The sequence below is a fragment of the Pelotomaculum schinkii genome, from assembly GCF_004369205.1.
In the GTDB taxonomy this organism is placed as follows: domain Bacteria; phylum Bacillota; class Desulfotomaculia; order Desulfotomaculales; family Pelotomaculaceae; genus Pelotomaculum_C; species Pelotomaculum_C schinkii.
Map to the genome: position 1 here is coordinate 84,903 of NZ_QFGA01000002.1, position 23,833 is coordinate 108,735.

Consider the following 23,833-nt stretch of genomic DNA (forward strand, 5'->3'; position numbering starts at 1 on the left):
AAAATACGGCTCCTTCTTATGGATAGAGTTCCAGGTTTTCTCTAATCCATGCAGTTGTTTTTTTAAGCCCCTCCCATAGCGATGTATTTGAAAGCCACCCGAGTTTTGTCTTGATTTTTCCAATGTCGGCTACCCAGGAACCCGGCTCAGGCCTATGGCTGTTTACCATACCCCACCTTGGCTCCAATCCGTTTCCAAGCATGTTTGTAATCAGGGAAACAACTTCTCCAATAGAATGTTGCTTCCCTGACCCAATATTGAAGATTTCCCCCCCGGTTAAAGGAGTCTTCATTACTTTCAAATAGCCATCTAATACATCATCAATATAAACAAAATCCCGGCAGAATTCCGGGACCGAAAGTACCGGCGGCTCCCCTCTTAGGAGTGATTTTATAACATAGGGTATCAGTCTTTTAGGGTCATCCCATGGACCATAAGGTGAAAAAAGGCGTAGTGTTACAATAGGCAGCTTCTTCACAATAGCCTCAGAGCGGCAAAAGAGAGTTGCCGCTGCCTTTGAAACGCCATAATCTCCTACCGGTTCCAGAATGTCACACTCACTCATAGGCGCCGTCTTAATTCCATATTCTGAGGAACTACCAGTATTGATAAAACAATCAAATCCTGTTTTTTCGCAGGCTCTTAATAGATTAATGGTCCCAATTAGATTAGATTCTATAATGACCGATGGGGTTTTTTGAAAGGCAAACCCACCATAGGTTGCCAGGTGGCATATTATTGCCGGGGCTATTTTTAAAACTTCCTTTGCAACATTGCCGGCATCCCGCAAATCTACTTCATATTCGGCCACACGTCCTAATAAGTCTTTGATACGCCACTTATTTGAATTACGACGAGTAAAGATATGTACATCATACTCCAAATCAACTAACCGGCGTGTAAGACAGGAACCGACAAAACCAGTCGCGCCTGTAACTAATACTTTCATTACTATTTAACACATCCACAAAATGTTTCATATTGAAGCTAATGAAAGCTCTTATAACCTTCCCGCTTTTCCCATTTTCAAAATGATTTTGCTTGCCAGGTTATTGCCATTGTCACACCCCACTGCACATATTTATTCCATTATATGCCACATAGAAGCAACATGTTACAAAGTGCACTAGAAGAATTACAAAATTATTATTGATATCCATAATTTGTATTTAATGGTACCATAAAACTATTCTTTGGAATAAGTTAGTAATGTAATAAAAAAAAGAGGTGGTTTAATGTCCCGTCAGATTCTGCAAAATAGAGGATTTGAAAATGAACTTGCCAGCTATGTCACCCAGGGCAAAGTCACAATTAACACTGATATTGCCTATAGCGGCATGAAATCAGCGCAACTTCTGTCTACTCCACTATCAACCGCTGAAATAGCACAAGTAGTATTCTTGATCCTGCCTGGCGCTCAGGTCAGGTTATCATTCTTTGCCAAAAGATTCGTTGGCGAAAATGCAACAAATATATCGAATATCAGGGCCGAAGTTAATTTTGTTAACGCGTTTGGCGTGGTTATACCACCCGGTATAGTAATGGCAATCAGGGGTTGTGACATTAGTGAAAATGCTTGGAACTATTATGAGGGGTACGCTGAAGCGCCTTTTGGTACTTTGGCTGCGCTGGCGGTTATTCGTCTGGAACCGCCTACCAGCGGGACCAGTAGCTTGCTGGTTGACGACCTGGCGCTTGTTGTCGAAGTAGGAGCGCCTGTACCACCGCCTCCACCACCCTCGGCATCCCCGATTTACCATGAAATCCCTGGAATTTTTACGGACGCTTCCGTGAACAACAGTGACGCCGTAGGCCCTGCATTCTCAATCCAGCAGTGAAACCCGAATTAGAAAGAATACATTTAATACGATACTAAACTCTTTATCAAACAACGAAAGAACCCCCTCTCCACCGTGAATTAAACACTGTTAATTGGACACAATTAAAAAGCCCTATCGTAGAACTCTAAGAGATAACACGAGCTGACACCGTTTTTCGTACGGTGCCAGCTCTGTTTTAAATAAATTCGATCTTAATTATAAAACTGGACGTAGTCAGCTATCAGAGTTCTTCCATTCTCCCTTAATAACGTATTTATCTTCTAATCCTATCAGATGAACGAGTATGCAGCCATTTACCTTTCGAGGGAAACATAAAGGTAAAAAAAGCACCCCTTAAATGGGGGACAGATTGAAGACAAACCTATAATTTCAAAATTGTGCTTTTGTAACCTTTGAATTTAAAGGAATTATAAGAGGCGTTTTTTCTAAAAAAGGGCTTTGTCGACAGCTTGACCCCTAACATTTAAAAGTAATATACCGGTTTTCGTGGCACGGTATGCCTTCATAAGCCGGTTTTACGTTTTCCGGCGGTATAAACGACACCGGGGCCTCCTGCTGTACCGGTGGTGTAAGGACTAAGGGTGGCTCCAGTACGGGGATAAACACATCGGAAACCAGTGCCAGATCATCAACCAGGATGCCGCTGGTTCCGAATGCTGAGGGCTTAAGGCGAATTAACACACGGGCTGCTACTGCATCAAGGGGAATTTCGCCGTACTCTTCATAGCGATACCATGCATTCTGCCCAAGGTCCCTGCCGCGAATGTTAATAACGATACCAGAAGCGATGGTTGTACCCAATAAATTTAGAAAATTTACTTCGGCCCTGATATTTGACACGTTTCCTGCAAACCTAAAGTTAATTTTCCTGACAAAAAAAGAAAACCTGACCGGAGCACCCGGGACTATATAGAAGATCACCTGTGATATTTCCGCCGCCGAGGTGGGAGAGGAGAGTAGTAATGCCGATTTTATACCACTGTTGGCGATATCGCCAAAATCTGAAACCTTACCCTCGGTGTAATAGTTTGCAAGCCCGTTTTCAAATCCCCTGTTTAATAGAAGCTGTTTGGCCATAGAATCACCCCGTATTATTAATTACATTAACAGATTATTCCTATGGTATCTATGATGTTACAAGAAATGACAAATACTGTAACCACTATTCACCAGTCGCTCCGCCAGTCGTTTTCCGCTTAGAATGGCCTGGTCACTCCAGAGATAGGCCCACTCGCCGTACCGCCCGATGCAGTAAATATTATTTTTTTCTAAATAATCCAGTACTGCACGCCGGCTTTCGTTGTGTTGCTTATGGTAGAGCACTTGAGCGTGTTTTATGTCCTGGCACACGGCTAAGGTAATCTTGTCGTCTTTATCAATAACGCCGATTGTAATCATGTTTTGGATTGTTTTCTCAAGGACACTCTCCAGAGACATACCCAGCGGCTTGTGCCTTGAATAATAGACTTCCGCCTGGATGCTGCCGGTTCCGGGAGGGGAATTATTAGCGGAATACTCACTGGGAAAATGCACCCGGCAGGGGAGAATTTCCTCGTTATAAATATAAAACCAGTGACTGTTGGCCAGGTTATTCCTCTTTACACCCAGGTTGACCAGGACAATCGACGTGCAGGCCAGCCGGTTGGCCGCTTCCCTCATTTCCGCCGGGCAATCCCTGATACACTGCACCAGTGTGGGTAGTGGTACCGACGAGACCAGTACCTCGTAGTAACGTTCAAAGCCATTTTTGAAGATTATTTTCTTCTTTTTGACATCAATTTCAGCCATTTCGAAACCGTAATGTACTTTGGCCCCTTTCTGTAAACCTTTTAAAAATGACTGAAAGCCTCCAGTTTCGGGATAACGGACGCTTGAAATATAGTGAATATTGTAAAATTCGTCGGACAGCGCCCCTCTGAGTACTTCCGCAAGGTCCGGACGGTAAATTCTCTGTTCAATCCATTCCGTCGTCATTTGTTCAGGTTCCACCGTCCAGTATTTACGGGTATAGACGTATGGAAAGGTCCTGGCAAACTTCTCCCCAAATCCGTCTATCAGCCAACGGCCGTAATTATCCGCAGAGCCTGACCCGTCCTGCTCCGCCTTTACAAAATCCATAATGCAATCGACCACAAGGTCCACAGGCAGGCCCTTTAAATTGGTCTGAACCGGATGACGGATCCAGTTAGAGCCGTACCTGTTTAAAATCCTGGGGAAAATTTCATTGAACCTTCCTTCTATACTTCCTGCAAAAAGTTTCTGTATATAAGCATCTTTCGTAAAAGACGAATGCGGCCCCTCATCAAAAATAAATCCATCAATCAGATGGGAACGGCAACGCCCGCCCCATGACGTTCCTTTTTCATAGATATCCGTGTTGTGGTTAAAGTGACTGGAAAAGCTTAACCCTGCGGGACCCGCTCCTAACGTTACTATTGGGTACGAACCACTGGAACTCATTAAACTGCTCCTTTTTTAATGTTAATAAATTAGTTTGATCCCCCTGAAATCTGTTAATTAATGAGTTTCTTTTATATACTATGTTAACGATGCAAGTTTTTGCTACCATTAATGCTAATCTTTTCAAAAGACAACCCAGGAGCTAAAACCCCTGGGTTGTCTTTTGCTTACAAAAAGCAGGCTGGATATCCCATAAACATAAACCTAAACTAAACAACAGCAAGCCAAAGGAAAGGAAATACGACCGGGGTGCCTATCCGTACTCGAAGGATAGGGAATGTTTCAAGAAAAAACCAAAGGATAGGGAAAATAATTGGACTAATCGGAAGTCCAGTTACAATGGCCGGTGGGAGAACTAATGATGGTGTCATTTTGCAAACCTCCTTTTGTATATTTAATTGTATAGTATGAGGAATTTGGTATATTTGCCATATATTAACAACTTTTTTTAATAAAAATTGCACCTCCCAACGTTAACGAGGCGCCCATGAAGCCGGAAGCAAAGCAAATGGAGTTGACCGTGAGTCTAAATAAATATCAGAAAGAAATATTTTACAGAATAAAAAATACGGCAAATATATTGCCGCAAGTACCGGTACATCTTTATAATCTTCCCTCATTTTTCATTTTTTCAAAGGCCTTAGAAATAAACGTATCAACACCTGCATAGAAGTACTCTTTAAATTCCTTAATTTCATCGATACTCCAGTCCCACCATCTTATTCTAAGCAATGCTTTTATTTGTTTCTCCGAAAACCTGTACCTTATTATCCTGGCTGGAATTCCAGCAACGATGGCATAAGGAGGCACATCCTTGGTAACTACCGATCCGGCTCCGACAACGGCGCCGTCTCCAATTTTTACACCTGATAGTACCAAGGCATTGACTCCTATTATAACATCGTTACCAATAATGGTCGGGCCTTTTGTATATATGTCACTTTCAACTTCATTAATTTCTTGCAAATGAAATGATTTTAAAGAAAAATTTGCTACATTGTTAAGATAATGTTCACCACCCCCCAATACTTTGGCCCCTACTGACAGTCCGGAAAACTTCCCCATCTGAATAGTATCATGAGGACCAAAGATCAATAACTGATCAGGAAATGCTTTCGAATGCTCCCCTATGGCAATTGTCATTTCCCCACCTCATTTCCATATACACCAATATATTCCATATTTGGTAAATGCGTAACTCTGTACTAGCCTACTACTTGTTAATACTCACTGGCATCCCCTCATAATTGAACAACATGCCTATTTCATCCGTATAAACCGGTCAAAAGTATCCAGAACATAATTAATCTCTTTTTGGCCCAGCCCGGGATATACACCAATCCAAAATGTCCGTTCCATGATCAGGTCGGTGTTTTTCAGTTCCCCCGCCATCCTGTAATGGACACCCTGAAAGGCGGGCTGTTTTAAAATATTGCCGGCAAAAAGCAATCTGGTGCGAATATGGTTATTTTCCAGGTGCTGTACCAGCTGCTGCCGGGTAAAAGGGGCTCCGGCGCGGACGGTCAAAGGAAAGCCAAACCAGCACGGATCAGTATTTTCCGTGGCTTTTGGAAGGATCAAGACATCTTCATAATTTTGTAAGCCAGTATACAGCTGTTGAAAGTTTTTCCTGCGTATGCCGGCAAAATCAGCTAATTTAGCCAGTTGCGCCACTCCGACAGCTGCCTGCATATCAGTTATTTTCAAGTTGTACCCGAAGTGGGAATAGGTATATTTATGGTCGTAACCGCTGGGAAGCTCCCCCAGTTGGCACGCAAACCTCCGGCCACAGGTGTTATCCTTGCCCGGCGGGCACCAGCAGTCCCTCCCCCAGTCCCGGAAAGACTCGACAACACGCTTTAACTGCGGGGTGCTGGTTAGCACCGCTCCCCCCTCACCCGTGGTAATGTGATGGGCGGGGTAGAAGCTGAGGGTGGACAAATCCCCGAAGGTGCCGGTATACCTGCCTTTGTAAGTTGAACCAAGGGCGTCGCAGTTATCCTCAATGAGCCAGAGATGGTGTTTCCGGGCTATTTCCGTCACGGCATCCAGGTTGAAAGGGTTGCCCAAGGTATGGGCCAGGATGATGGCCCTGGTTTTAGAGCTGACGGCTGCCTCCAGTTGTTCAGCATCCACATTATACGTCTCCAGGTCAACATCTACAAAAACAGGTACCAGGCTGTTTTGAACGATGGGGGTGACGGTGGTTGGAAAACCGGCCGCAACGGTTATCACTTCGTCGCCGGACTTGAGCTGCCTGTCTCCCAGCTTTGGTGAAGTAAGGGTGGAAACCGCCAACAGGTTTGCCGAAGAACCGGAATTGGTCAGCAGGCAGTGGTGGACACCAAGGAAGTTCGCCAATTTTTCTTCAAAGATTGACGCATATCTACCGGTGGTAAGCCAAAAATCCAGTGATGCGTCAATTAAATTGATTATTTCCTTTTCATCGTATACTTTACCGGAACAGGCTACCGGGGTTTTTCCTCGCTCAAAGGGCTGCGGTGTATGAAATAAATTATAATACTGCTCAGCCCGCCGGGAAAAATCGCTTCTCCAGAGCTTCTCCAGGCACTGCCAGTTAATTTCACCCACCTTGCCCTTGATATCCTCCTCCTCGATTATTAGCCGGCAATTTAAATTTATACCCAAAGGTATTTCCCAACTTTTTTTAAGAACGAGGTCCCCTGCCTCCAGGATAAAAGGGTCTCCATTATCGGAGACATTCCTTGAAGAGGTGTGTCTCCATTCCTTAGCCGCAGGCTTTATCATTGGCCAAACACAGTACCCCACAGCCTCTGATGTGGCCACCAGGACAAAGCCACCCTCAATTTTTAAAATGTCACCTGCTTTGAATGACATTTCACTCCTCCTAATAACAATATTAAATATCAGTCACTTTTAATGTTTCATTATGAATGAACTTCTAACTAATAAACCTTCCACTGGGGATTACCGTGATCCCAGATTTCATTCAACTCTTTGTAATCCTTGTAGGTATCCATACATTTCCAGAAGCCTTCATGTTTATATATTGCGAGCTCTCTTTCATTGACCAATTGTTCAAAAACTTCCTGCTCGAGAACACAATTATCATCCATGTAGTCAAATATTTTTCTATGGAATACACAAAAGCCACCATTGGCATAGTCATTCAGCAAAGGCTTTTCTTTAAACCCGGTTACGATACAATCAGGTTCGATGGTAATTTGCCCGAACCTGGATTGTGGTCTGATTCCTGTTATAACCCCGATCTTACCCTTCTGTTTAAAATATCCTTCCAGTTTTTCAATGCTGACGTTTGAAAGTCCGTCTCCATATGTCAAAAAGAAATATTCCTCATTTATATATTTTTCAATCTTTTTAATACGACCACCGGTATTGGTTTCCAAGCCGGTGTTGGCAAAAATGATGTTCCAATTCTCTGCCGGATTTCCGTCTTGTATTATGGTTTCTATACCGTCTTTTAAATTTAATTGGACATCACAAAGACGGTTTTTATATTTTATAAAATACTCTTTAATAAGCTCTCCTTTATAACCAAGACACAGAATAAAATCATTAAAGCCATAGTGTGAATAATGTTTCATAATATGCCACAGAATTGGGTAATTACCAATTGATAACAGCGGTTTGGGTTTATTTTCTGTTTTTTCTCTTAAACGTGTACCTTTTCCGCCGCAAAGAATAACTACTTTAGGTTTCACAGGGCTGCCCCTTTCTGATTTAAATGAAAATCCTAAAACCGTCTCTGTTAAATCGAGGAAAAACAAACCAAGGAGCGGGTGTGAAAAAACCGTGCCTGTTATTTTGGGGATAATCCTCTGCGTTTTCGCAACTAAAAGCTTCCATAATCGCCTTTTTATATAAGGGGAAGACCTTTTCAGGCAGAAAATCAGTTACTCGTTCTGACTGGCGGCTGATTATTTCTTCCCGCTTAGCCCGGTCGTTCACTATCCAGTCCAGCAGCCTGGCTGTATCCCGCACATCCTTATTATTTATCAGGCAGCCGGCCCCTCCCAGAATCTCCGGTACGGCTGCACGATCGAAGGCGATAATCGGCACTTTCAGGTACATAGCCTCGATCAACGGGGTAGAGAACCCTTCATATTCACTCATACATAAAAAAACCTGTGACAACCGGTAGTAGGCCAGGAGCTTTTTAATTGAAACACGCCCTGTCAAAAAAACATTCTGTATCTGCAGCTCCTTGATTAAAGCCAACAGCTTCTGACAGTACCCGGCATGAGACGAAAAGCTTCCTACCAGGAACAAGCGGGACTTCGGATTAAGTTTCTTGTGGTAATAATTAAAAATCGATATTGTGTCTTCCAGTTTTTTGTTTGGGGTAATCTGGCCGACAAAAAGCAGGTTTGTATAGTCATCCTCATACGCCTTCATCAACTGCAAATCAGGCTCCTGGTCATATTCCTTCAGGTCTAAAGGCAGAGGCAAAACCATAGTCTGTTCATAGCCCGCTTGGTGCAATTCCTCTTCGAGGTACTTTGTAGTGGTAAAGGCAAAAGCAAAATTATTTTTTAGAGTTTTTATTTCCTCACGCCCGCCCAGCAGGGAAATCTGTACCGGGTGGTTTTCAAAATACTCCGGGGGCATTATTCCGTGGTAAAAAAGCACTTTTCTTTTTGATTTTAAATAGGCCAGGGTTTTGGCTGCCCGTGACCCCATAAACATATGGTAAATAATGTTTTCTCTTTCTTCTACCTGCATAGCTTCCGTAAAAATGTCCGACTCACAACCAAGATCCTTCATTATTTTTTGTAAAACCAAAACTATATTGCTGATGTCATTGCCGTACCATATGGCAGGGGTAATTTGGTCTATTTGCATCGTACGCTCCCCATTTTTTAAATTTGATTATATAAATCGAGCAGTCTTTTTTTCGCCGACTCGTTATCGAAAAAGGCCAGCTGAGATTCGGCATAGGCCATAACTTCTTCATAAAAACTGTTATTTTTCAAGAGCTCTTTGGCCAATTTGACCGCCCCGTCAATGTCCTGGTAGCTTACGCACAGACGCGGGAAAAGTTTTTTTTGCGTATAAAAGTTTTCCGGAGCAATGCAGGGCATTCTTACGGCAGCGCAGTCAAGGGCAAATCTCCCCCAGATCTGTCGAAAGTCCAGGTGCAGTCCCATGATGGATTGATTCAGATGGAACATAAAATCTTCCCAGCGGGGTGTATATCTAAAAGTGATCGGGGGTATCGGCATATATTTTTTCATCAGACGGATATACTCTATTTCCTTCAGATTATATATATCAACGGCCCCCGGCAAACCGATTTCCGAGAGGGCTGCCAGATTGACAAACCCGTTCCGAAACATGCTCCCTAAGGAGATGATCTGTTTTTTTTCAACCTTGGGACACAATTCCTCCCGGACCTTTTTCAAGGGAAACGGAACGCCGACCAGCCCCACCGGCTTGTTGGTCAGGGCCTTTATGATGGGAATGTCGAATTCGTGCGTGACGCCCACTGCATCGGCTATATTTAAAAGCTCAATCAATTTTACCTGCAGATCACCCCAGATGTATGAGGTGAAATATTCCATTTCCCCATCTAAGAAAACAATAACCCGGGCCGTCGACTGCCTTTTTATTTTTAGGCCGACCTCAATTGATTCATGGCGCACAGCTACCATCACCAGGTCAAATTCGTTGAAGAATTCATAAGGTAACCCGTAATGCCCCTGGTCAAAATACACGCCGTTATAATGAGTCCCTTTCATTACCGTAGCCCACTGGGTAATCCGGTTTACCTCGTCGGTGAAAACTTTGCCGTCTGAATCGCTCATGGGCATTAAACTGACCAAACAGAACTTCATGATCTTCACCTCATTCGTGCAGCGACGAAGAAGTCCATGGACAAAACTTATTGCATAAAAGCAAGAGTAATAAACGTTAAAAAGTGTAGCTCTGACTTCTAAATCCTCGCAAGGGCTTTGTGGCAAAGCTGCACGTTTTCAATAATTGCTGGTACTGTCTTAAAACGGTCGTTATATGAGAAGAAATTTAACTTTTCACATTGCCAAAAAGCTTATAAGAATTCATCATCCAAGGCATTAGCTAATAAGGTTTAACAGCCTCATTTTGCACTGCTCAGAGCTGAAGCGCTCAATTTGTGATTGGGCGTAGGTTACAGCTTCGTCAAAAAACTCAGCATCAGACATTAATTTCTTCAACAGTGCTACCGCTCCCCCAATATCATGATAGGGTACGCACAGACGGGGGAATAGTATCTTTTGTGTATATAGAGAAGGGGAGCCCACGCATGGCGTCCCGACAGCGGCACAGTCAATGGGGAACCTGCCCCAGGAATACCGGTAATCCAGGTGCAGGCCCAAGAGGGAATAATTTACCTGGGTAATAAAATGATTCCAGCCTGATTTTAAAGACCTGAATGAAATAAATGGTATCGGTAAGAATTTTCTTATAGACTGGACATATTCCATTTCAACTGGCTCCCATATATTTACCACACCCGGCAGACCAGTTCCAGACAGTGCCGCCAGGTTGACTAACGCATTCCGGTTATGTGTAAGAATTGATCTAATGCTGCTGCCCAATACAATCTCCTTCCGTTTTTGGGCAGGCGGACACATCTCACGGACCCTTTTAATCGGGTAAGGCGCTCCGACCACATCAACCGGTTTATTGGTCAGGGCTTTGAAAAAAGGAATGCTTTCGTCGTGCAGCACTGCCACGGCATCGGCAATGTTTAAAAGCTCCACCATTTTTACCTGCAGATCACGGGTGGTATAGGTCGTGAAATAATCAACTTCACTATCAAGGAAAACCACTACTTTTACTTTTGATCTCTTTTTGACCTTGATGCCTACCTCAATGGTTTCTTGGCGGAGAGCGACCATAACCAGGTCAAACTTGTTAAAATAATCGTAACCCAGGCCGTACCTCCCCTGGTCGAAAAGCGGCCCGTTATATACCGTCCCGCCCATGATTGTGGCCCAAAGGTTCATGTTGTTTTGTTCAGCAGTATAGTCCTTCCCATGCTCCGGATGATAGGGATCGGTACTCAGCAGACAAAACTTCACAGCACTTCACCCCCGGGAAAATGTTCGCGGTACCATGCAATCGTTTCTTTAAGCGCCTGCTCCAGTGGGTATTGCGGTTGCCAGCCTAAAGTTTTTTTGGCTTTTTCAGTACTAAGGTATTGGTTCCGGATTTCCTTGATCGCTTCATTTTTAATAACCGGCTGCAAATGCGAACAACCCATCAAGGCCAAAATCTTATTAACCAGTTCAATGACAGTTATCTGCAATCCATTGCTGAAATTGAAGGCTTCTCCGTGTATCGGCATTTCGTCTATCTTTTGTGCCAGAAACAGATAAGCCTCGGCTCCGTCCTTAACATAGAAATAGTCCCTGATATAGGTGCCGTCGCTGCGGATAACCGGCCTCTCACCCTGTAGGGCCGACCGGATCGTCCCGGGCACGAGGCGGTTGAAATTGAGGTCTCCAGGCCCGTAAAAGTTGCCACAGCGAGTAACACATACTGGTAAATCATAAGTAAGGCTGTACATTTGCGCGATCAGGTCGGCACAGCTTTTCGATACGTCATATGGGTGCCTGCCCTGCAGCGGGGCGTCTTCTTTATACGGGAGGCTCTCATGTTCGCCGTAAGCCTTGTCACTGGAGGCCACGATAATCCGCTGCACGCCGGGATTCCGGCGGCACGCCTCCAACAGATTCCAAGTGCCCCTGATGTTTGCGTCGAAAGTGGACAGGGGGTTCTTGTTGGCAATGCCTACTATGGTCTGGGCTGCCAGGTGAAAAACGGTGTCTATCTCGTATTCATTAATCGCTCTTTCCAACAGTCCGTAATTCTCCACGTTACCATTCACAGTAACCATTTTTGGCTTTAGTTGTTCCGTAAAAAGCCTCGATTTAGGGACATAGTCCCGTACCAGGCCAACTACGTTGGCTCCCCGGCCAATGAGAAGCTCACATAAATGGGTGCCCAGTAGCCCCGTACACCCGGTGACAAAGACATTTTTATCTTTCCAGTAACTCATTTACTAATCCCTTTCTCTTATAGAACACGAAAAAAGACGCGTATTTAACACTCTTTATAGTTAAATCAGGCTCTTATTTCCATAGCCTTATCGGACATTTTATAATAATCGTGCTGGTGAACAGCATTGAAACCGCCATCGTCCACTTTTATCTTAAGGGGACTTACGGCCTGGTTTCCGTCATTGTCAGTGGCGACTATTGACAGAACGTGAAGCCCAACGTCCTCTGGCCCTGGTATACCGGAAATACTGGCAACGGCATCGGCTGCGGGCAGTTCGGTGGTTATGTTCAATCTCGCCCAAAACGGGAGATTTATCGCCTCAATCGCGGTAACCAGGCCGTCCGGATCGGAGGCTACTATATCAATATTGAAAAGCATTCCGATAGGTGCGGATTGGGTTTGATCAGTCGCTGCGCATACAGGTGGCTCACCGGCCTTTGGAATAATCCGGATCAGGGCTTCCACACCTGCTTTTGACTTTCCGTCTTCCGCCATTACCTGGTAGGACCATAGCTGGCCAGGCTTGGTACCTGTGGTACGCCAGGTAACCACGTAGGTATCGGTTTCTACGGTCAAAGGTTTGGGAACAAGAGGGGGGCCGGGCTGGGTGAACCCACCGGCATTGCCACTGGCTTCCACATCCGTGGCCAAACGACAGGTCAGAGAATCGCCGTCAGGGGCGGCTACAGCAACCGGAAAGGAAAATACGGAATTTTGCGGAGCATTAACGAATACCGGTACAAAAGCGGCTGGGGAACCGTTCGACGTTGTAAACTCCACCAGCGTTTCTATTTGATAACCACGGCCCGGGTTATTGACGTGTTCTTTTAATGCCTGTCGATGAGTACTTTTTATTCCCGCTTTCCAGGGTCCTTCCGTTTCCGGGTCAGCCGGGGCGGGATAAGTGTGTAATATAGTTTTTCTTTCAGTTACCGGATCCAGCGCCCTGCCCAGGATCCAGTTTTCTTTTTCGCTGAAAGCTGTGACGATATACTTCAGTATGAACATTAAGGTACCGTCGCCGAAAACGAGACTGGTGCCCCCTGTTGTATCGAGGATGATATCTCCCCTAACGGGAAGTCCGTCCTTGCCGCTGCCGGAATAAGCATCCCGCCTGTAGGCACCAAGTAGTATGAATTCAGCAGTATTTGGAGCTATATCCTGACGAGAACGCCATGAAATCTGGCCGAAACAATAATGCTTTAAATCTTTTCCTCCCACAATTTACCCCTCCTGGAAAATCTTCTTCAATTTATTAATAGATTATTTATAGTAGTAAGTTTTTGTTACCAATACTTAAATGTTTTTTTATGTAACACTAGAGATCAAAGTATAGAAATTGAGAATGGGAAACGACTTACATGGCTTCCCCTTCATCAAACCGTAAGTACCCAACAATTAAGCATACGGCTTACCAACGTGTGTTTGCGAAATGAACGACTACACATAGCACAAAAGGATGCCGGCATCATGCCGGCATCCCTTTATATTTTAACCAGTTGTTGTACTTACTATTAAACTCGCCCGGCAAGGTTGAACCTTTGATGCAGGGCGCGGACGGCCTGTTCGGCTTGTCCAGCCTTGATGATGCAGGATACCTTTATTTCCGAAGTGCTGATCATCTCCAAATTTATACCCTCCTGGTAAAGCGCCTCGAACATCTCGGCGGCAACACCCGGGTTGCTGACCATCCCCGCGCCGACAATAGACACCTTGGCCACCCCGTCATCACTGGTAAAACCTTCCGAACCCACTTCAGGCTGCAGCCTTTCCACAACTTCCAACGCTTTTTTCAAATCGCCCTGCGGGCAGGTAAAGGCTATATCGTTCCTGTCATCACGCATGGCGCTCTGGATGATCATATCAACATTAATTTTTTCATCAGCCAGGGCCTTGAACAGGATATAGGCGATGCCAGGCCGGTCAAAGACGTCAAAAAGTCCAATTTTAGCAACATTGTAGTCACATGCGACACCGGTTACCACATGTTTTCTTTCCATATCATCTACCTCCTTAACCAACGTACCTGGATTATTGTTGAAACTGGAACGCACGTGCAACGGCAAACCGAACTGCATAGCCAGTTCTACCGCGCGGGGATGCAGGACGGCCGCTCCCAGGTTGGCCAACTCCAGCATTTCATCATAGCAAACCAGGTCGAGCTTTTTGGCTTCAGGAACAACGCGTGGATCAGTGGTATATACCCCGTCGACGTCGGTAAATATTTCACAAACATCAGCCTTTAAAGCTGCCGCCAGAGCAACCGCGGTGGTATCCGACCCGCCCCGCCCGAGGGTTGTTATATCATTATGCTGGTCAATTCCTTGAAAGCCGGCCACTACCACAATATTGCCCTGTTTGAGCTCTTTCTGCAGGCGGTCGGTATTGATCTTCAGTATTTTAGCCTTGGTGTGAGCATCATCGGTTAAAATTCCCACCTGACCTCCGGTCAGTGATATGGCAGGACTCCCCATATCTTGAATGGCCATCGCCAGCAGAGCTATGGAAATCTGCTCGCCGGTCGACAGAAGCATATCCATCTCCCTATCCGGGGGACTGCCGGTAATACCACCGACCAATTCGATTAAATCATCGGTTGTATCTCCCATGGCTGATACAACAACCACCACACTGTGGCCTTTATCCCTCTCCTGTATTACCCGGCCGGCCACCCGGCGGATCCGCTCAGCGTTGGCTACTGAACTCCCGCCATATTTCTGAACTACCAGCATGAAAAACCGCCTTCCTATGCCAGACAACTGCTGTCGACATCAAAGTATTGATTAAAGTTCGCAACGCCCTACTTTATCTCCAAAGCCCTGGCTCCAACGGGGCTGGGTTTCAAAACCAGTACGCGGCACTTGACGCCGTTTTGGCGAAAAGTTTCGCCCATGACCCTGGCAATCAACTCCAGGTTGGAGTCGGCAAAGGCAATCACTGTGGGACCTGCTCCGCTCAAGGTAACCCCTCTGGCTCCGGCCAGTTTTGCCGCAGCCAAAACTTTCTTGAAGCCTGGGATCATTGAGGAGCGCATCGACTGGTGGAGACGGTCTTCCATAGCCGCTCCCAAGAGGCTTAAGTCACCCTGCTGCAGCGCCGCCACCAACAGAGCCGCGCGCCCGACATTAAAGGCTGCGTCCTGAAAGGGCACCTGAGAAGGGAGCATTTCCCTGGAAACTTTCGTGACCATGGGAAAATCGGGAATTGCCACGACCCCTTTTAAGCCGTGCGGCGGCTTTATTTTTAGGCATTTTACTTCTCCATCGGCCTGGACCGAGACCACAATGCCCCCGAGTACCGCCGGAGCCACATTATCCGGGTGTCCCTCCAGCGAACTGGCCAGGCTAATGATATCTTTTATCGATAGTTTTCCTCCTGAGAGAAGGTTGGCGGCAATCACTCCCCCAACGATAGCTGAGGTACTGCTGCCTAACCCCCTGGCAACCGGGATTTGGTTGGCCAGGCGCAACTTTAAGCCAGACGGGGAGTAACCCACCTGTCGAAAAACCTTTTGGGCAGCCTGGTAAACCATATTGTGCTCGTCCTTGGGGATTTCGTTAGACCCTTCACCAGACACCTCAATAACCGTTCCCATGGGAATCGGGATTATTTCAACCACGTTATAAAGCTCCAGCGCCATACCCAGACAGTCGAAGCCCGGACCAAGGTTAGCCGTGGTGGCCGGCACCTGTACACGAATCATCAGGTTGCAGCCCTCCTCTGTAAGAGGAATAAAAAAAGCTCATAAATATGTCTTTGCTATTCCTCTACCCTGATTACGTTTGCTATTTCGTTAACCGTAGACAACTCTTTGATAATTTTAAGGGCGTCCTGCAGGTTCTGCTCTAATACCCTGTGGGTAACCAGGACTATTTCAGCAGCCTGCCCGGTGGTATGTTTTTGAATAACTGAAGCCAGGCTCACGTCGTTATTACCCAGGACAAAGGCGATACTGGCCAGCACCCCCGGACGGTCGTCTACATTGAGACGGATATAATACTTGGTTGAGGTCAACCCCATAGATTTAACCGGCTTTTCATCAAAACAGGTGCAGTTGTACAAACCCGGCACATGTTTCAGTTTACTGCGGGCAGCGCTCATGATATCGGCGACAACAGCGCTGGCGGTGGGAAGTTCACCGGCCCCCCGGCCAAAAAACATCACGTCGCCAACGGCGTCCCCGCTGACAAAAACAGCGTTATAGACATCATCAACTGGAGCAAGCGGGTGCGTTTTGGGCAGCATCGCCGGGTGCACATGTACCTCAACTCCTGCTTCACTTTCCTTGGCAATACCTAAAAGCTTCACCACATAGTTCAAATCAGCCGCATAGCTAATATCTTCGGCGGTTATCCGGGTAATTCCTTCAACATAAACCTGGTTTAAGGAAACCCTGGTGTTGAAGGCAATGGAAGCTAGAATCGCCAGCTTGCGCGCCGCGTCATAACCCTCGACATCAGAGCTGGGGTCAGCTTCGGCATAACCTAAGGCCTGCGCTTCAGCAAGCGCCGTCTGGAAATCAAGGCCCTCCTTGCTCATCCTGGTCAACATATAGTTGGTGGTGCCATTTATGATGCCGATAACCTGTTGAATCCGGTTGGCTGCCAGGCATTCCTTAAGCGGCCTGATTATAGGTATTCCGCCGGCCACGCTGGCTTCAAACAAGAGGTCGCTGTTGTTCGCCTCGGCTGCCTCAAACAGTTCTTTGCCGTGCTCAGCAACCATATCCTTGTTGGCTGTGACCAGACTCTTTCCATTTTTCAAAGCTTTTAGGGCATATGGCAGGGCAGGTTTTATCCCTCCCATAACCTCTACAACAATGTCAATGTCAGGGTTGTTGATGACTTCGTCGACATCTGCCGTTAGAACTCCTTCTTCCAATTGAACACCCCTGTTTTTGGCGGTGTCACGAACCAGTATCTTTTTAATTTCGACAGGCACGCCTACTTTTTGCTCGATGCCGGACCGGTTTTCGGTGAGGATGCGGTATACTCCCCGGCCCACAGTACCCATACCCAAAAGCCCTACACCAATCACATTCTTGGACAACTGGCTCTCCCCCTTTATCCTGGAACTAAAAATATATAAAAAACAGCAAAGTCGGCTTGCCAACCACCTGTTATGGGTTGTTATTTATGCCGCATGACACCCTATTACCTGCTCTCCCGTCCAACGGTCTGTAGGAGCTGGCAACACTTGTCTAAACCGTACATGGGTATGGCGACATTATAGCACCAGGCGCGGCGGCAGGCAACACCAAGGAACCACGGTTCAGATAATATTCTCCACTGCGCTTATTTAACGGTATTATAGCTAATTGCGAAGACAATAAATACATGATCCGAGCTATTAATGCAAAAAATAACTTTGTTCACGGTAACAACACCCTCCTTGCAGCAAAGTCTCTGTGAACAGTTAATACCCGGCCCGCAGAGGTGCGAACAAATGAACAGCTGCTATTTATATGGAGAAAACCGCTATAAGAGATCCCATATTACACCATACGCCATCAACCTGGTACAGCGCAGAAACCCCTGGGTGGTCACATGGTGGTCGGCGGCTTTTCCCGGACTGGGGCATATGCTCTTGGGGAAACCCGTCAAAGGCCTTATTTTTTTGTTATGGGAGGTTTTGGCCAATATGAAATCCAGTCTCAACACAGCAATTTTTTATTCCTTCACAGGCAATTTTGACCTGGCCAGGGAGGTCGCAGACATTAGTTGGCTGACAATTTATGCGGTCGTTTATATATTTATTATTTGGGACAGCTACCACCTCACGGAAAAATTAAATAAAGTTTCAAAAATGGCCGAAAGAAAAAGGCCTTCTCTTCAGTTTATGAAAATAAATTCCAACGGGCATAACTTTTTAAAACTGTCCAATCCCCGGCTTACCGCAATTTGGTCCGCTTTCATGCCGGGGTTGGGGCACCTTCACCTGCAGCGAACGATCACTGGTTTAACGATTCTAGTTTTATGGATCTCCATTGCCGGGTTATCCCATATGTATAACGCCATCCAACTTACCTGTACAGGTTCTTGCAGCGAGGCTTTGGATATCCTCAATCTCCAATGGCTCCTTTTTTTGCCTTCAATTTTTGTCTTCGCCATTTACGGTTCTTACGTTGACGCGGTTGAGATTAATAAGTTATACCAGGCCGAACAGAGGTCTTACCTGGCGGAGAATTACCAGAACCCGGCCTTCGACATGCCTGTCTAGTAAATAAATCAGGGTGGTTAGATGTACCTCGTAGCAGCTTTTGAACATTCCTTATTCCTGGAACAGGCGATTTCCGACCTCCTGCATAACGGCTTGGCCAGGGAAAATATCCTTGCCGTCCCGCTTGAACATCAGAACGCGGGCAGCGACGGCAACAGTCTTATTGATGGCGCAGCCATGGCCGGGACAGCCCTGATGGTCCTTGGCGTCATATACGGTTTTGTTTTGAGGTGGGGTCCGGTTATCTGGGGTTTAATCGGCCTGCTGGCGGGGGTAGCGGCGGGAGCGCTCCTGGCCCTCGCAAGAAGCAGGATACCGCATAGGAGTAAAAAGCCCAATAGTATGACGGCAGAAGTGGTTCTAATTATCCACTGCCGCGACAATAACGTTAAGGAGTCCGAACAAATCTTGTGGAACAACCAGGCGTTAGGGGTAGGCAGGTTGGACAGGTGAAACATGTTGGCAGAAACTGCTCCGAAAACAATAATGCCTGAACCATACGGTAGTTAAGGAGAGTAGAGACAAAACAATGAATGCAGTACCATCTTTTGAAGAGGTTATCGAGCTGCAGAATAAAGCCATAGAAATGCAGTACCAACACTGGCTCCACAAAGAGTTGGGCACATTTCAATTCTGGATACTCATTTTTGTCCTGGTGGTCCCCTGGCTGCTTTGGTGGAAATATGCAGATAAAAAACGTCTGGTTGAAATATTGCTGTACGGGTTCATGGCGCTAACTGTGGCAACCGTTCTGGACGAAGTAGGCTGCCAGCTAAACCTCTGGGAATACTATTACGATATCGAACCTTATTTCCCGCGCTTGATACCGTTAAACGACACGGCGCTGCCTGTTCCTTTTATGCTGATTTACCAGGTGTTCCCGACCTGGAAAAAATTCATCATCGCGCATACCGTGCTGGCGGCGGTTTTTGCTTTTATAGGTGAACCTTTTCTCATATGGTTGGGAATATATAAGATATTCCAATGGAAACATATCTACTCTTTTCCTTTATATATTATCATACCTGTTTTTTTAAGGTGGCTGTTATTAATTATTGTAGGAAAACAACACCAGGCCAAGACCAAAGATGAACCATCCCGGGACGGGGCAGTCTAATTATGATTCTGCTCGACTTGGGTTAGTAGCGGGTTGTCTGCATCTTGGGCGAACGAACCGGCCCCGTATTAACTACTGAAAAGTTGATTGTCTCAAGGAGGGGAATATGGTTATCAGCACGGAATTCATCATAAGCGTTATATCGGCTCTAATTGGTTTGCTGCTGCTGGTTTTCGCCGTAGACTGGCGCTATTTCAGGGACTGGGTGGTGGTATTCCTTTACAAAAGCGTTCTTGACGGTCTCTGGGGGGCTGCAGTGGTAAACCTGCACCTCTTGGAATACCCTTTCCGGCAGTTGCCTCTTTTATATAAGGTGAGCCTTTTGTTTGATTTCTGGGTTTTCCCAATTCTTTGCATATTATACAACCAGGTTACCAGGGAGCGTGGCTTCCGTCATATCCTTGTTTACGCCATACTCTTCAGCGTAGGCATAACCGTGATAGAATATCCCCTGGAACTCTACACGGAATTAATCAAGTACCATAAGTGGAGCTGGTATATTACCTTCATCACCTTAACCGTAACATTCCTGTCTTCCAGGGCTTTTATAGCTTTTTACCGCTGGGGTTGTGAGTATTTTGGAAGCAAAAGGTTTTAAAAAAACCGGTCGTGCGACCGGTTTTTTTTATATTATGATGCAGATGAGGCCACCCGAGCCTTCGTTGACAATCCGCTGTAGCGTCTCCTGTAGTTTGAGCTGGGCGTTTTCCGGCATGCGGTGGAGTTTATTCTGGATACCCTCACGAACCAGGTCGTGAACTGATTTGCCAAAGATCTCCGAGTTCCATATCTTCTGCGGATTGTCTTCGAATTCCTTGAGCATGTATTGGACCAGTTCTTCGCACTGGCTCTCGGTCCCTATGAGCGGGGTTAATTCGGTGGTGATATCGGCCTTAATCAAGTGGAGGGACGGAGCGGTTGCCTTCAATTTCACTCCGAAGCGGCTTCCCTGGCGAATTAGTTCCGGCTCTTCCAGGACCAGTTCGTCAACGGACGGAATTACAACCCCGTAGCCGATCTCCCTGACCTCGTCCAGGGCCTGGGACACTTTATCAAACTCCCGCTTGGCCACGCTGAGTTCTTTAACCAGCCGGAAAAGCTCCCTTTCACCCTCGATAACAAAGCCGGATTCCTCACTCAACACCTTGTAGAACAGGGAGGGATCGGAAGTGATACTGATGGAGGCCGAGCCCGAGCCCATATCCATGCTGCGCAGGCTGACCTGGTCCACAAAGTCGTAATCACCCAGAGACTCCACGGCTATGTTTACATCTCTGAGACGGCGGACATTTTTAACAGTCTCACGAACTGACTCCTCAAACTTTTGGCGCAGCCAGTGCCTGATCTCCAGTTCCTCCACCCAGGGCGGCAGGCTGATATTTACCTCATTGACCGGAAACTCATAAAGCAGTTTTTCCAGTATATTTAAGATGTCGGCCTGAGTCATCTGGACACAGTCGACCGGAATAACTGGAACATCATATTTTTCGCTTAGTTCCGCAGCAAGCTGCAGGACTTCCTCGCTGGATGAGTTGGTGCTGTTGAGGAGGACCAGGAAAGGACGGTTAATGTCCTTCATCTCCTCGATAACCCGTTCCTCGGCCTCAACATAATTTTCCCTGGGGATCTCCGTAATCGAGCCATCGGTGGTCATAACCAACCCCATGGTCGAATGTTCGGATATTACCTTTCTGGTTCCCACCTCTGCCGCATCCTGGAAGGGAATTGGTTCCTCGAACCAGGGAGTGGAAACCATCCTGGGACCGTCTTCCTCCTCATAGCCAAGGGCTCCCTCAACCCGGTAGCCAACACAATCAACCATACGCATCTTAACAGTCAAGTTAGGGGTTATCTGAATTTCCACGGATTCATTCGGCACAAACTTCGGTTCCGTGGTCATTACCGTCCGTCCGGCTGCGCCCTGGGGCAATTCGTCCTTGGCCCGCTCCCGATCATGCACATCTTTCATATTCGGGAGCACCATTTGTTCCATAAAACGTTTGATAAACGTTGATTTCCCGGTGCGAACGCCGCCGACCACGCCGAGATATAAGTCCCCCCCGGTGCGTTCCGCAATATCGCGGAAAATATCGGTTCTTTCCAATGAACACACTCCCTCCCTTAAAGAATTATAAAAACTATATATAAAAAAAGGTTGCATCCCTCCCCCGCTCAGGCGAAAAAAAGATTATGTTATTAATCTGCCGTGAACCCTAGTCCACGTCTATTTTTTTCCAGTTGCATATAATAACAATATATATATATGAGCCTGTTGGACGAATATGACCTGGAAATATAAAAACCGGTAAAAAAATATCCATTATTTCCCTGCCGAAAATAAAAAGAAAAGCCGCCCTTCATTGGCAGCTTCAGCATTATTAATTCATATTATCAATTTAAGTGTATCACAAGGTCACTGTTAACTGGTTTTCGAAAAGCCTCTGGGGTAGTGGGCTTGGGGTTATTCTCCGCTCTCTTCGCAATTCTCCATTTGTGCAACAAGAACATCATACCGACCGCATCTACAAACAGCCACCCGGTAGCTACGCGCTATTTAAGCTTTGACTTTCTGCAACGCACGCGCTAAGGAACGCACCCAGGTGCTCCGTTCGCTCCGGATAACCCCAAGCCCGCAAGTCAAGCCTTTTCGGGCAATATTCTTGAGACAGATGATGTAGAATGACGAGACATATGTCTCCAGTGTGCGTTTCATTGGTATTATGTAATTGAAATATTATGGCTGGTTCATTCGCACTGACTGACCCCATAGGAATGCGGCCACATACCCACGACCCACGTCCCACGTCCCATTTCACACCCGGCAGGTCCCACCGAAACCGATCTTTATGCAGCCCTGCTCGACGATTACCGGGACCAAACGGGCTCCTCCCGTTAGTTCAAGCATCCTTTGCAAAGCTTCCTGCTCTTTTACAACATTATGGTACTCGTAAGGCCTCTTACGCCTGGCCAGATCCTCCTTTGCGGCTACCGTATAGGAACAACCGTCTATACCAAATAAGATAATCCTATTCAACATTTCGATCACCCCGTTATATTATCTACCAAACTATGTTTAGTTATAGCGGATGATCTTGTGGAACTAAAACTGGCTTTTACCCAGGGCGGCAGCAGCCAGGGCCACTTCTTCCGTTTCGTGTTTTTTGCCCCTGGTCATGAGCTTGTTAACAGCTGTTTCAGGCGAGAAACCTTCGAACAAAACCTCGTGCATCTGTTCGGTAATGGGCATATTAACACCGTAAAGCTCGGACAGCCTGCGAGCCGCCCGGGTAGTGCGGACGCCTTCCACCACCATACCCACTTCAGCCAGTGCCTCCTCCAGTGATTTGCCCCGGCCTATAGCCATACCGGCGCGCCGGTTGCGACTGTGCATGCTGGTGCAAGTTACGATCAGGTCACCAACCCCGGCAAGGCCGCCAAAAGTAAGCGGGTTGGCGCCCAGCGTGATGCCCAGGCGGGTGATTTCAGCCAGGCCCCTGGTCATCAGGGCTGCTTTGGTGTTGTCACCAAAGCCCAGCCCGTCGGCAATACCTGTGCCAAGGGCAATGACATTCTTTAGCGCGCCCCCCAGTTCAACTCCGGCGACATCCGGATTGGTATAGACTCTGAAATTGTCACACATAAACAGGTCCTGCGCGTATTCAGCACTTTTTATGCTGGATGACGCCGCTACCACTGCAGTGGGCACCTGCCTGCCCACCTCCTCGGCATGACTGGGCCCGGAAAGCGCCACATACCGCTCGAGTGCCTGCGGACCGGCAACTTCCGCAAATGCCTGGGATAAACGACGCAGGCTATCCTCCTCAATTCCTTTGGCGGCGTTGATAATCAGCCCCGTGCCGGACAGATGGGGGAGAGCGGATTGGAGCACCTCCCGAAAGGCGTGGGACGGCACAGCAAAAACGACCGCGTCAGCTTCGCGCACCGCCTCTTCAATATGGACCGTGACCTCGACCGCCGGGGGCACAATCACCCCGGGAAGATATCGTATATTTTCTCTTGTTATTGTAATCTCCTTCGCGAGAGCTGCGTGTCTCGACCACATCCGCACCGTGTACCCTTTGTGCGCCAGTAGTACCGACAAAGCCGTAGCCCAACTGCCGGCGCCGGCTACCCCAATAATTTTACTCAC

General features: G+C 46.8%; 22 protein-coding genes. 5 read left to right on the forward strand and 17 right to left on the reverse strand.

Going from position 1 to position 23,833, the window contains the following annotated elements:
• Positions 1 to 16: 16 nt before the first annotated feature.
• Entirely contained in the window at positions 17 to 949 is a 933-nt protein-coding gene (locus Psch_RS11380) for an NAD-dependent epimerase/dehydratase family protein (RefSeq protein WP_190240376.1), read from the reverse strand.
• Between the two features lie 286 nt (positions 950 to 1,235).
• Between Psch_RS11380 and Psch_RS11385 the strand changes: the two genes are divergently transcribed.
• Positions 1,236 to 1,838, forward strand: a complete 603-nt coding sequence (locus Psch_RS11385) for a hypothetical protein (RefSeq protein ID WP_190240377.1) — start codon at positions 1,236 to 1,238, stop codon at positions 1,836 to 1,838.
• A gap of 459 nt (positions 1,839 to 2,297) precedes the next feature.
• Here the strand turns inward: Psch_RS11385 and Psch_RS11390 are convergent, their stop codons facing one another.
• The 13 genes from Psch_RS11390 to Psch_RS11450 all read right to left on the reverse strand — a co-directional run bounded on the left by Psch_RS11390 (position 2,298) and on the right by Psch_RS11450 (position 17,396).
• Complete coding sequence (locus tag Psch_RS11390) at positions 2,298 to 2,918, reverse strand: hypothetical protein (RefSeq protein WP_190240378.1); 621 nt, start codon at positions 2,916 to 2,918, stop codon at positions 2,298 to 2,300.
• Positions 2,919 to 2,975: 57 nt separating this feature from the next.
• A complete protein-coding gene (locus Psch_RS11395) occupies positions 2,976 to 4,301 on the reverse strand; it encodes a protoporphyrinogen/coproporphyrinogen oxidase (protein ID WP_190240379.1) in 1,326 nt (441 codons plus the stop codon).
• A gap of 603 nt (positions 4,302 to 4,904) precedes the next feature.
• Complete coding sequence (locus Psch_RS21405) at positions 4,905 to 5,444, reverse strand: CatB-related O-acetyltransferase (protein ID WP_190240380.1); 540 nt, start codon at positions 5,442 to 5,444, stop codon at positions 4,905 to 4,907.
• Between the two features lie 117 nt (positions 5,445 to 5,561).
• Positions 5,562 to 7,160, reverse strand: a complete 1,599-nt coding sequence (gene rfbH / locus Psch_RS11405; protein ID WP_190240381.1) for a lipopolysaccharide biosynthesis protein RfbH — start codon at positions 7,158 to 7,160, stop codon at positions 5,562 to 5,564.
• A 68-nt stretch (positions 7,161 to 7,228) separates the two neighbouring features.
• Positions 7,229 to 8,005 carry a glucose-1-phosphate cytidylyltransferase gene (locus Psch_RS11410; protein WP_190240382.1) on the reverse strand — a complete coding sequence of 259 codons (777 nt, stop codon included), beginning with the start codon at positions 8,003 to 8,005 and terminating at the stop codon, positions 7,229 to 7,231.
• Between the two features lie 19 nt (positions 8,006 to 8,024).
• Complete coding sequence (locus tag Psch_RS11415; protein ID WP_190240383.1) at positions 8,025 to 9,146, reverse strand: glycosyltransferase; 1,122 nt, start codon at positions 9,144 to 9,146, stop codon at positions 8,025 to 8,027.
• Positions 9,147 to 9,163: 17 nt separating this feature from the next.
• Entirely contained in the window at positions 9,164 to 10,138 is a 975-nt protein-coding gene (locus tag Psch_RS11420) for a hypothetical protein (RefSeq protein WP_190240384.1), read from the reverse strand.
• A gap of 237 nt (positions 10,139 to 10,375) precedes the next feature.
• On the reverse strand, positions 10,376 to 11,365 hold the full coding sequence (locus Psch_RS11425; protein WP_190240385.1) for a hypothetical protein: 990 nt from the start codon (positions 11,363 to 11,365) through the stop codon (positions 10,376 to 10,378).
• Complete coding sequence (locus Psch_RS11430) at positions 11,362 to 12,345, reverse strand: GDP-mannose 4,6-dehydratase (RefSeq protein ID WP_190240386.1); 984 nt, start codon at positions 12,343 to 12,345, stop codon at positions 11,362 to 11,364. The genes Psch_RS11425 and Psch_RS11430 overlap by 4 nt, the downstream gene beginning before the upstream one ends.
• 65 nt (positions 12,346 to 12,410) lie before the next feature.
• On the reverse strand, positions 12,411 to 13,568 hold the full coding sequence (locus Psch_RS11435; protein ID WP_190240387.1) for a hypothetical protein: 1,158 nt from the start codon (positions 13,566 to 13,568) through the stop codon (positions 12,411 to 12,413).
• A 293-nt stretch (positions 13,569 to 13,861) separates the two neighbouring features.
• The gene (locus tag Psch_RS11440) at positions 13,862 to 15,079 is read right to left on the reverse strand and encodes an aspartate kinase (RefSeq protein ID WP_190240388.1); all 1,218 of its coding nucleotides are present in this window, start codon (positions 15,077 to 15,079) and stop codon (positions 13,862 to 13,864) included.
• Positions 15,080 to 15,147: 68 nt separating this feature from the next.
• Positions 15,148 to 16,050 (reverse strand): homoserine kinase, encoded by a 903-nt coding sequence (gene thrB / locus Psch_RS11445; RefSeq protein WP_190240389.1) that lies wholly within the window; start codon positions 16,048 to 16,050, stop codon positions 15,148 to 15,150.
• A 56-nt stretch (positions 16,051 to 16,106) separates the two neighbouring features.
• A complete protein-coding gene (locus Psch_RS11450; protein ID WP_190240390.1) occupies positions 16,107 to 17,396 on the reverse strand; it encodes a homoserine dehydrogenase in 1,290 nt (429 codons plus the stop codon).
• A 396-nt stretch (positions 17,397 to 17,792) separates the two neighbouring features.
• Here Psch_RS11450 and Psch_RS11455 point away from each other — a divergent pair, with 396 nt between their 5' ends.
• The 4 genes from Psch_RS11455 to Psch_RS11470 all read left to right on the forward strand — a co-directional run bounded on the left by Psch_RS11455 (position 17,793) and on the right by Psch_RS11470 (position 20,281).
• Positions 17,793 to 18,566 (forward strand): hypothetical protein, encoded by a 774-nt coding sequence (locus tag Psch_RS11455; RefSeq protein ID WP_190240391.1) that lies wholly within the window; start codon positions 17,793 to 17,795, stop codon positions 18,564 to 18,566.
• 21 nt (positions 18,567 to 18,587) lie between these two features.
• Positions 18,588 to 19,019: a hypothetical protein gene (locus Psch_RS11460; RefSeq protein WP_190240392.1), complete on the forward strand. Its 432-nt coding sequence runs from the start codon at positions 18,588 to 18,590 to the stop codon at positions 19,017 to 19,019.
• A gap of 76 nt (positions 19,020 to 19,095) precedes the next feature.
• A complete protein-coding gene (locus tag Psch_RS11465; protein ID WP_190240393.1) occupies positions 19,096 to 19,683 on the forward strand; it encodes a CBO0543 family protein in 588 nt (195 codons plus the stop codon).
• A 106-nt stretch (positions 19,684 to 19,789) separates the two neighbouring features.
• On the forward strand, positions 19,790 to 20,281 hold the full coding sequence (locus Psch_RS11470; RefSeq protein WP_190240394.1) for a CBO0543 family protein: 492 nt from the start codon (positions 19,790 to 19,792) through the stop codon (positions 20,279 to 20,281).
• Between the two features lie 27 nt (positions 20,282 to 20,308).
• Here Psch_RS11470 and spoIVA read toward each other — a convergent pair whose 3' ends face one another.
• From spoIVA to Psch_RS11485, 3 genes are all read right to left on the reverse strand, one after another.
• Positions 20,309 to 21,787 carry a stage IV sporulation protein A gene (spoIVA, locus tag Psch_RS11475; protein ID WP_190240395.1) on the reverse strand — a complete coding sequence of 493 codons (1,479 nt, stop codon included), beginning with the start codon at positions 21,785 to 21,787 and terminating at the stop codon, positions 20,309 to 20,311.
• Between the two features lie 708 nt (positions 21,788 to 22,495).
• Positions 22,496 to 22,720, reverse strand: coding sequence for a UXX-star selenoprotein family 1 (gene uxx1 / locus Psch_RS11480; protein WP_190240396.1), 225 nt, complete (start codon positions 22,718 to 22,720; stop codon positions 22,496 to 22,498).
• Positions 22,721 to 22,783: 63 nt separating this feature from the next.
• Positions 22,784 to 23,833 (reverse strand): NAD(P)H-dependent glycerol-3-phosphate dehydrogenase, encoded by a 1,050-nt coding sequence (locus Psch_RS11485; protein ID WP_190240397.1) that lies wholly within the window; start codon positions 23,831 to 23,833, stop codon positions 22,784 to 22,786.

Coding starts and splice junctions, on each gene's coding strand:
- Psch_RS11380 (WP_190240376.1), bottom strand. CDS start 949: ATGAAAGTATTAGTTACAGGCGCGACTGGTTTTGTCGGTTCCTGTCTT.
- Psch_RS11385 (WP_190240377.1), top strand. CDS start 1,236: ATGTCCCGTCAGATTCTGCAAAATAGAGGATTTGAAAATGAACTTGCC.
- Psch_RS11390 (WP_190240378.1), bottom strand. CDS start 2,918: ATGGCCAAACAGCTTCTATTAAACAGGGGATTTGAAAACGGGCTTGCA.
- Psch_RS11395 (WP_190240379.1), bottom strand. CDS start 4,301: ATGAGTTCCAGTGGTTCGTACCCAATAGTAACGTTAGGAGCGGGTCCC.
- Psch_RS21405 (WP_190240380.1), bottom strand. CDS start 5,444: ATGACAATTGCCATAGGGGAGCATTCGAAAGCATTTCCTGATCAGTTA.
- rfbH (WP_190240381.1), bottom strand. CDS start 7,160: ATGTCATTCAAAGCAGGTGACATTTTAAAAATTGAGGGTGGCTTTGTC.
- Psch_RS11415 (WP_190240383.1), bottom strand. CDS start 9,146: ATGCAAATAGACCAAATTACCCCTGCCATATGGTACGGCAATGACATC.
- Psch_RS11420 (WP_190240384.1), bottom strand. CDS start 10,138: ATGAAGTTCTGTTTGGTCAGTTTAATGCCCATGAGCGATTCAGACGGC.
- Psch_RS11430 (WP_190240386.1), bottom strand. CDS start 12,345: ATGAGTTACTGGAAAGATAAAAATGTCTTTGTCACCGGGTGTACGGGG.
- Psch_RS11440 (WP_190240388.1), bottom strand. CDS start 15,079: ATGCTGGTAGTTCAGAAATATGGCGGGAGTTCAGTAGCCAACGCTGAG.
- thrB (WP_190240389.1), bottom strand. CDS start 16,050: ATGATTCGTGTACAGGTGCCGGCCACCACGGCTAACCTTGGTCCGGGC.
- Psch_RS11455 (WP_190240391.1), top strand. CDS start 17,793: ATGAACAGCTGCTATTTATATGGAGAAAACCGCTATAAGAGATCCCAT.
- Psch_RS11460 (WP_190240392.1), top strand. CDS start 18,588: ATGTACCTCGTAGCAGCTTTTGAACATTCCTTATTCCTGGAACAGGCG.
- Psch_RS11465 (WP_190240393.1), top strand. CDS start 19,096: ATGAATGCAGTACCATCTTTTGAAGAGGTTATCGAGCTGCAGAATAAA.
- Psch_RS11470 (WP_190240394.1), top strand. CDS start 19,790: ATGGTTATCAGCACGGAATTCATCATAAGCGTTATATCGGCTCTAATT.
- uxx1 (WP_190240396.1), bottom strand. CDS start 22,720: ATGTTGAATAGGATTATCTTATTTGGTATAGACGGTTGTTCCTATACG.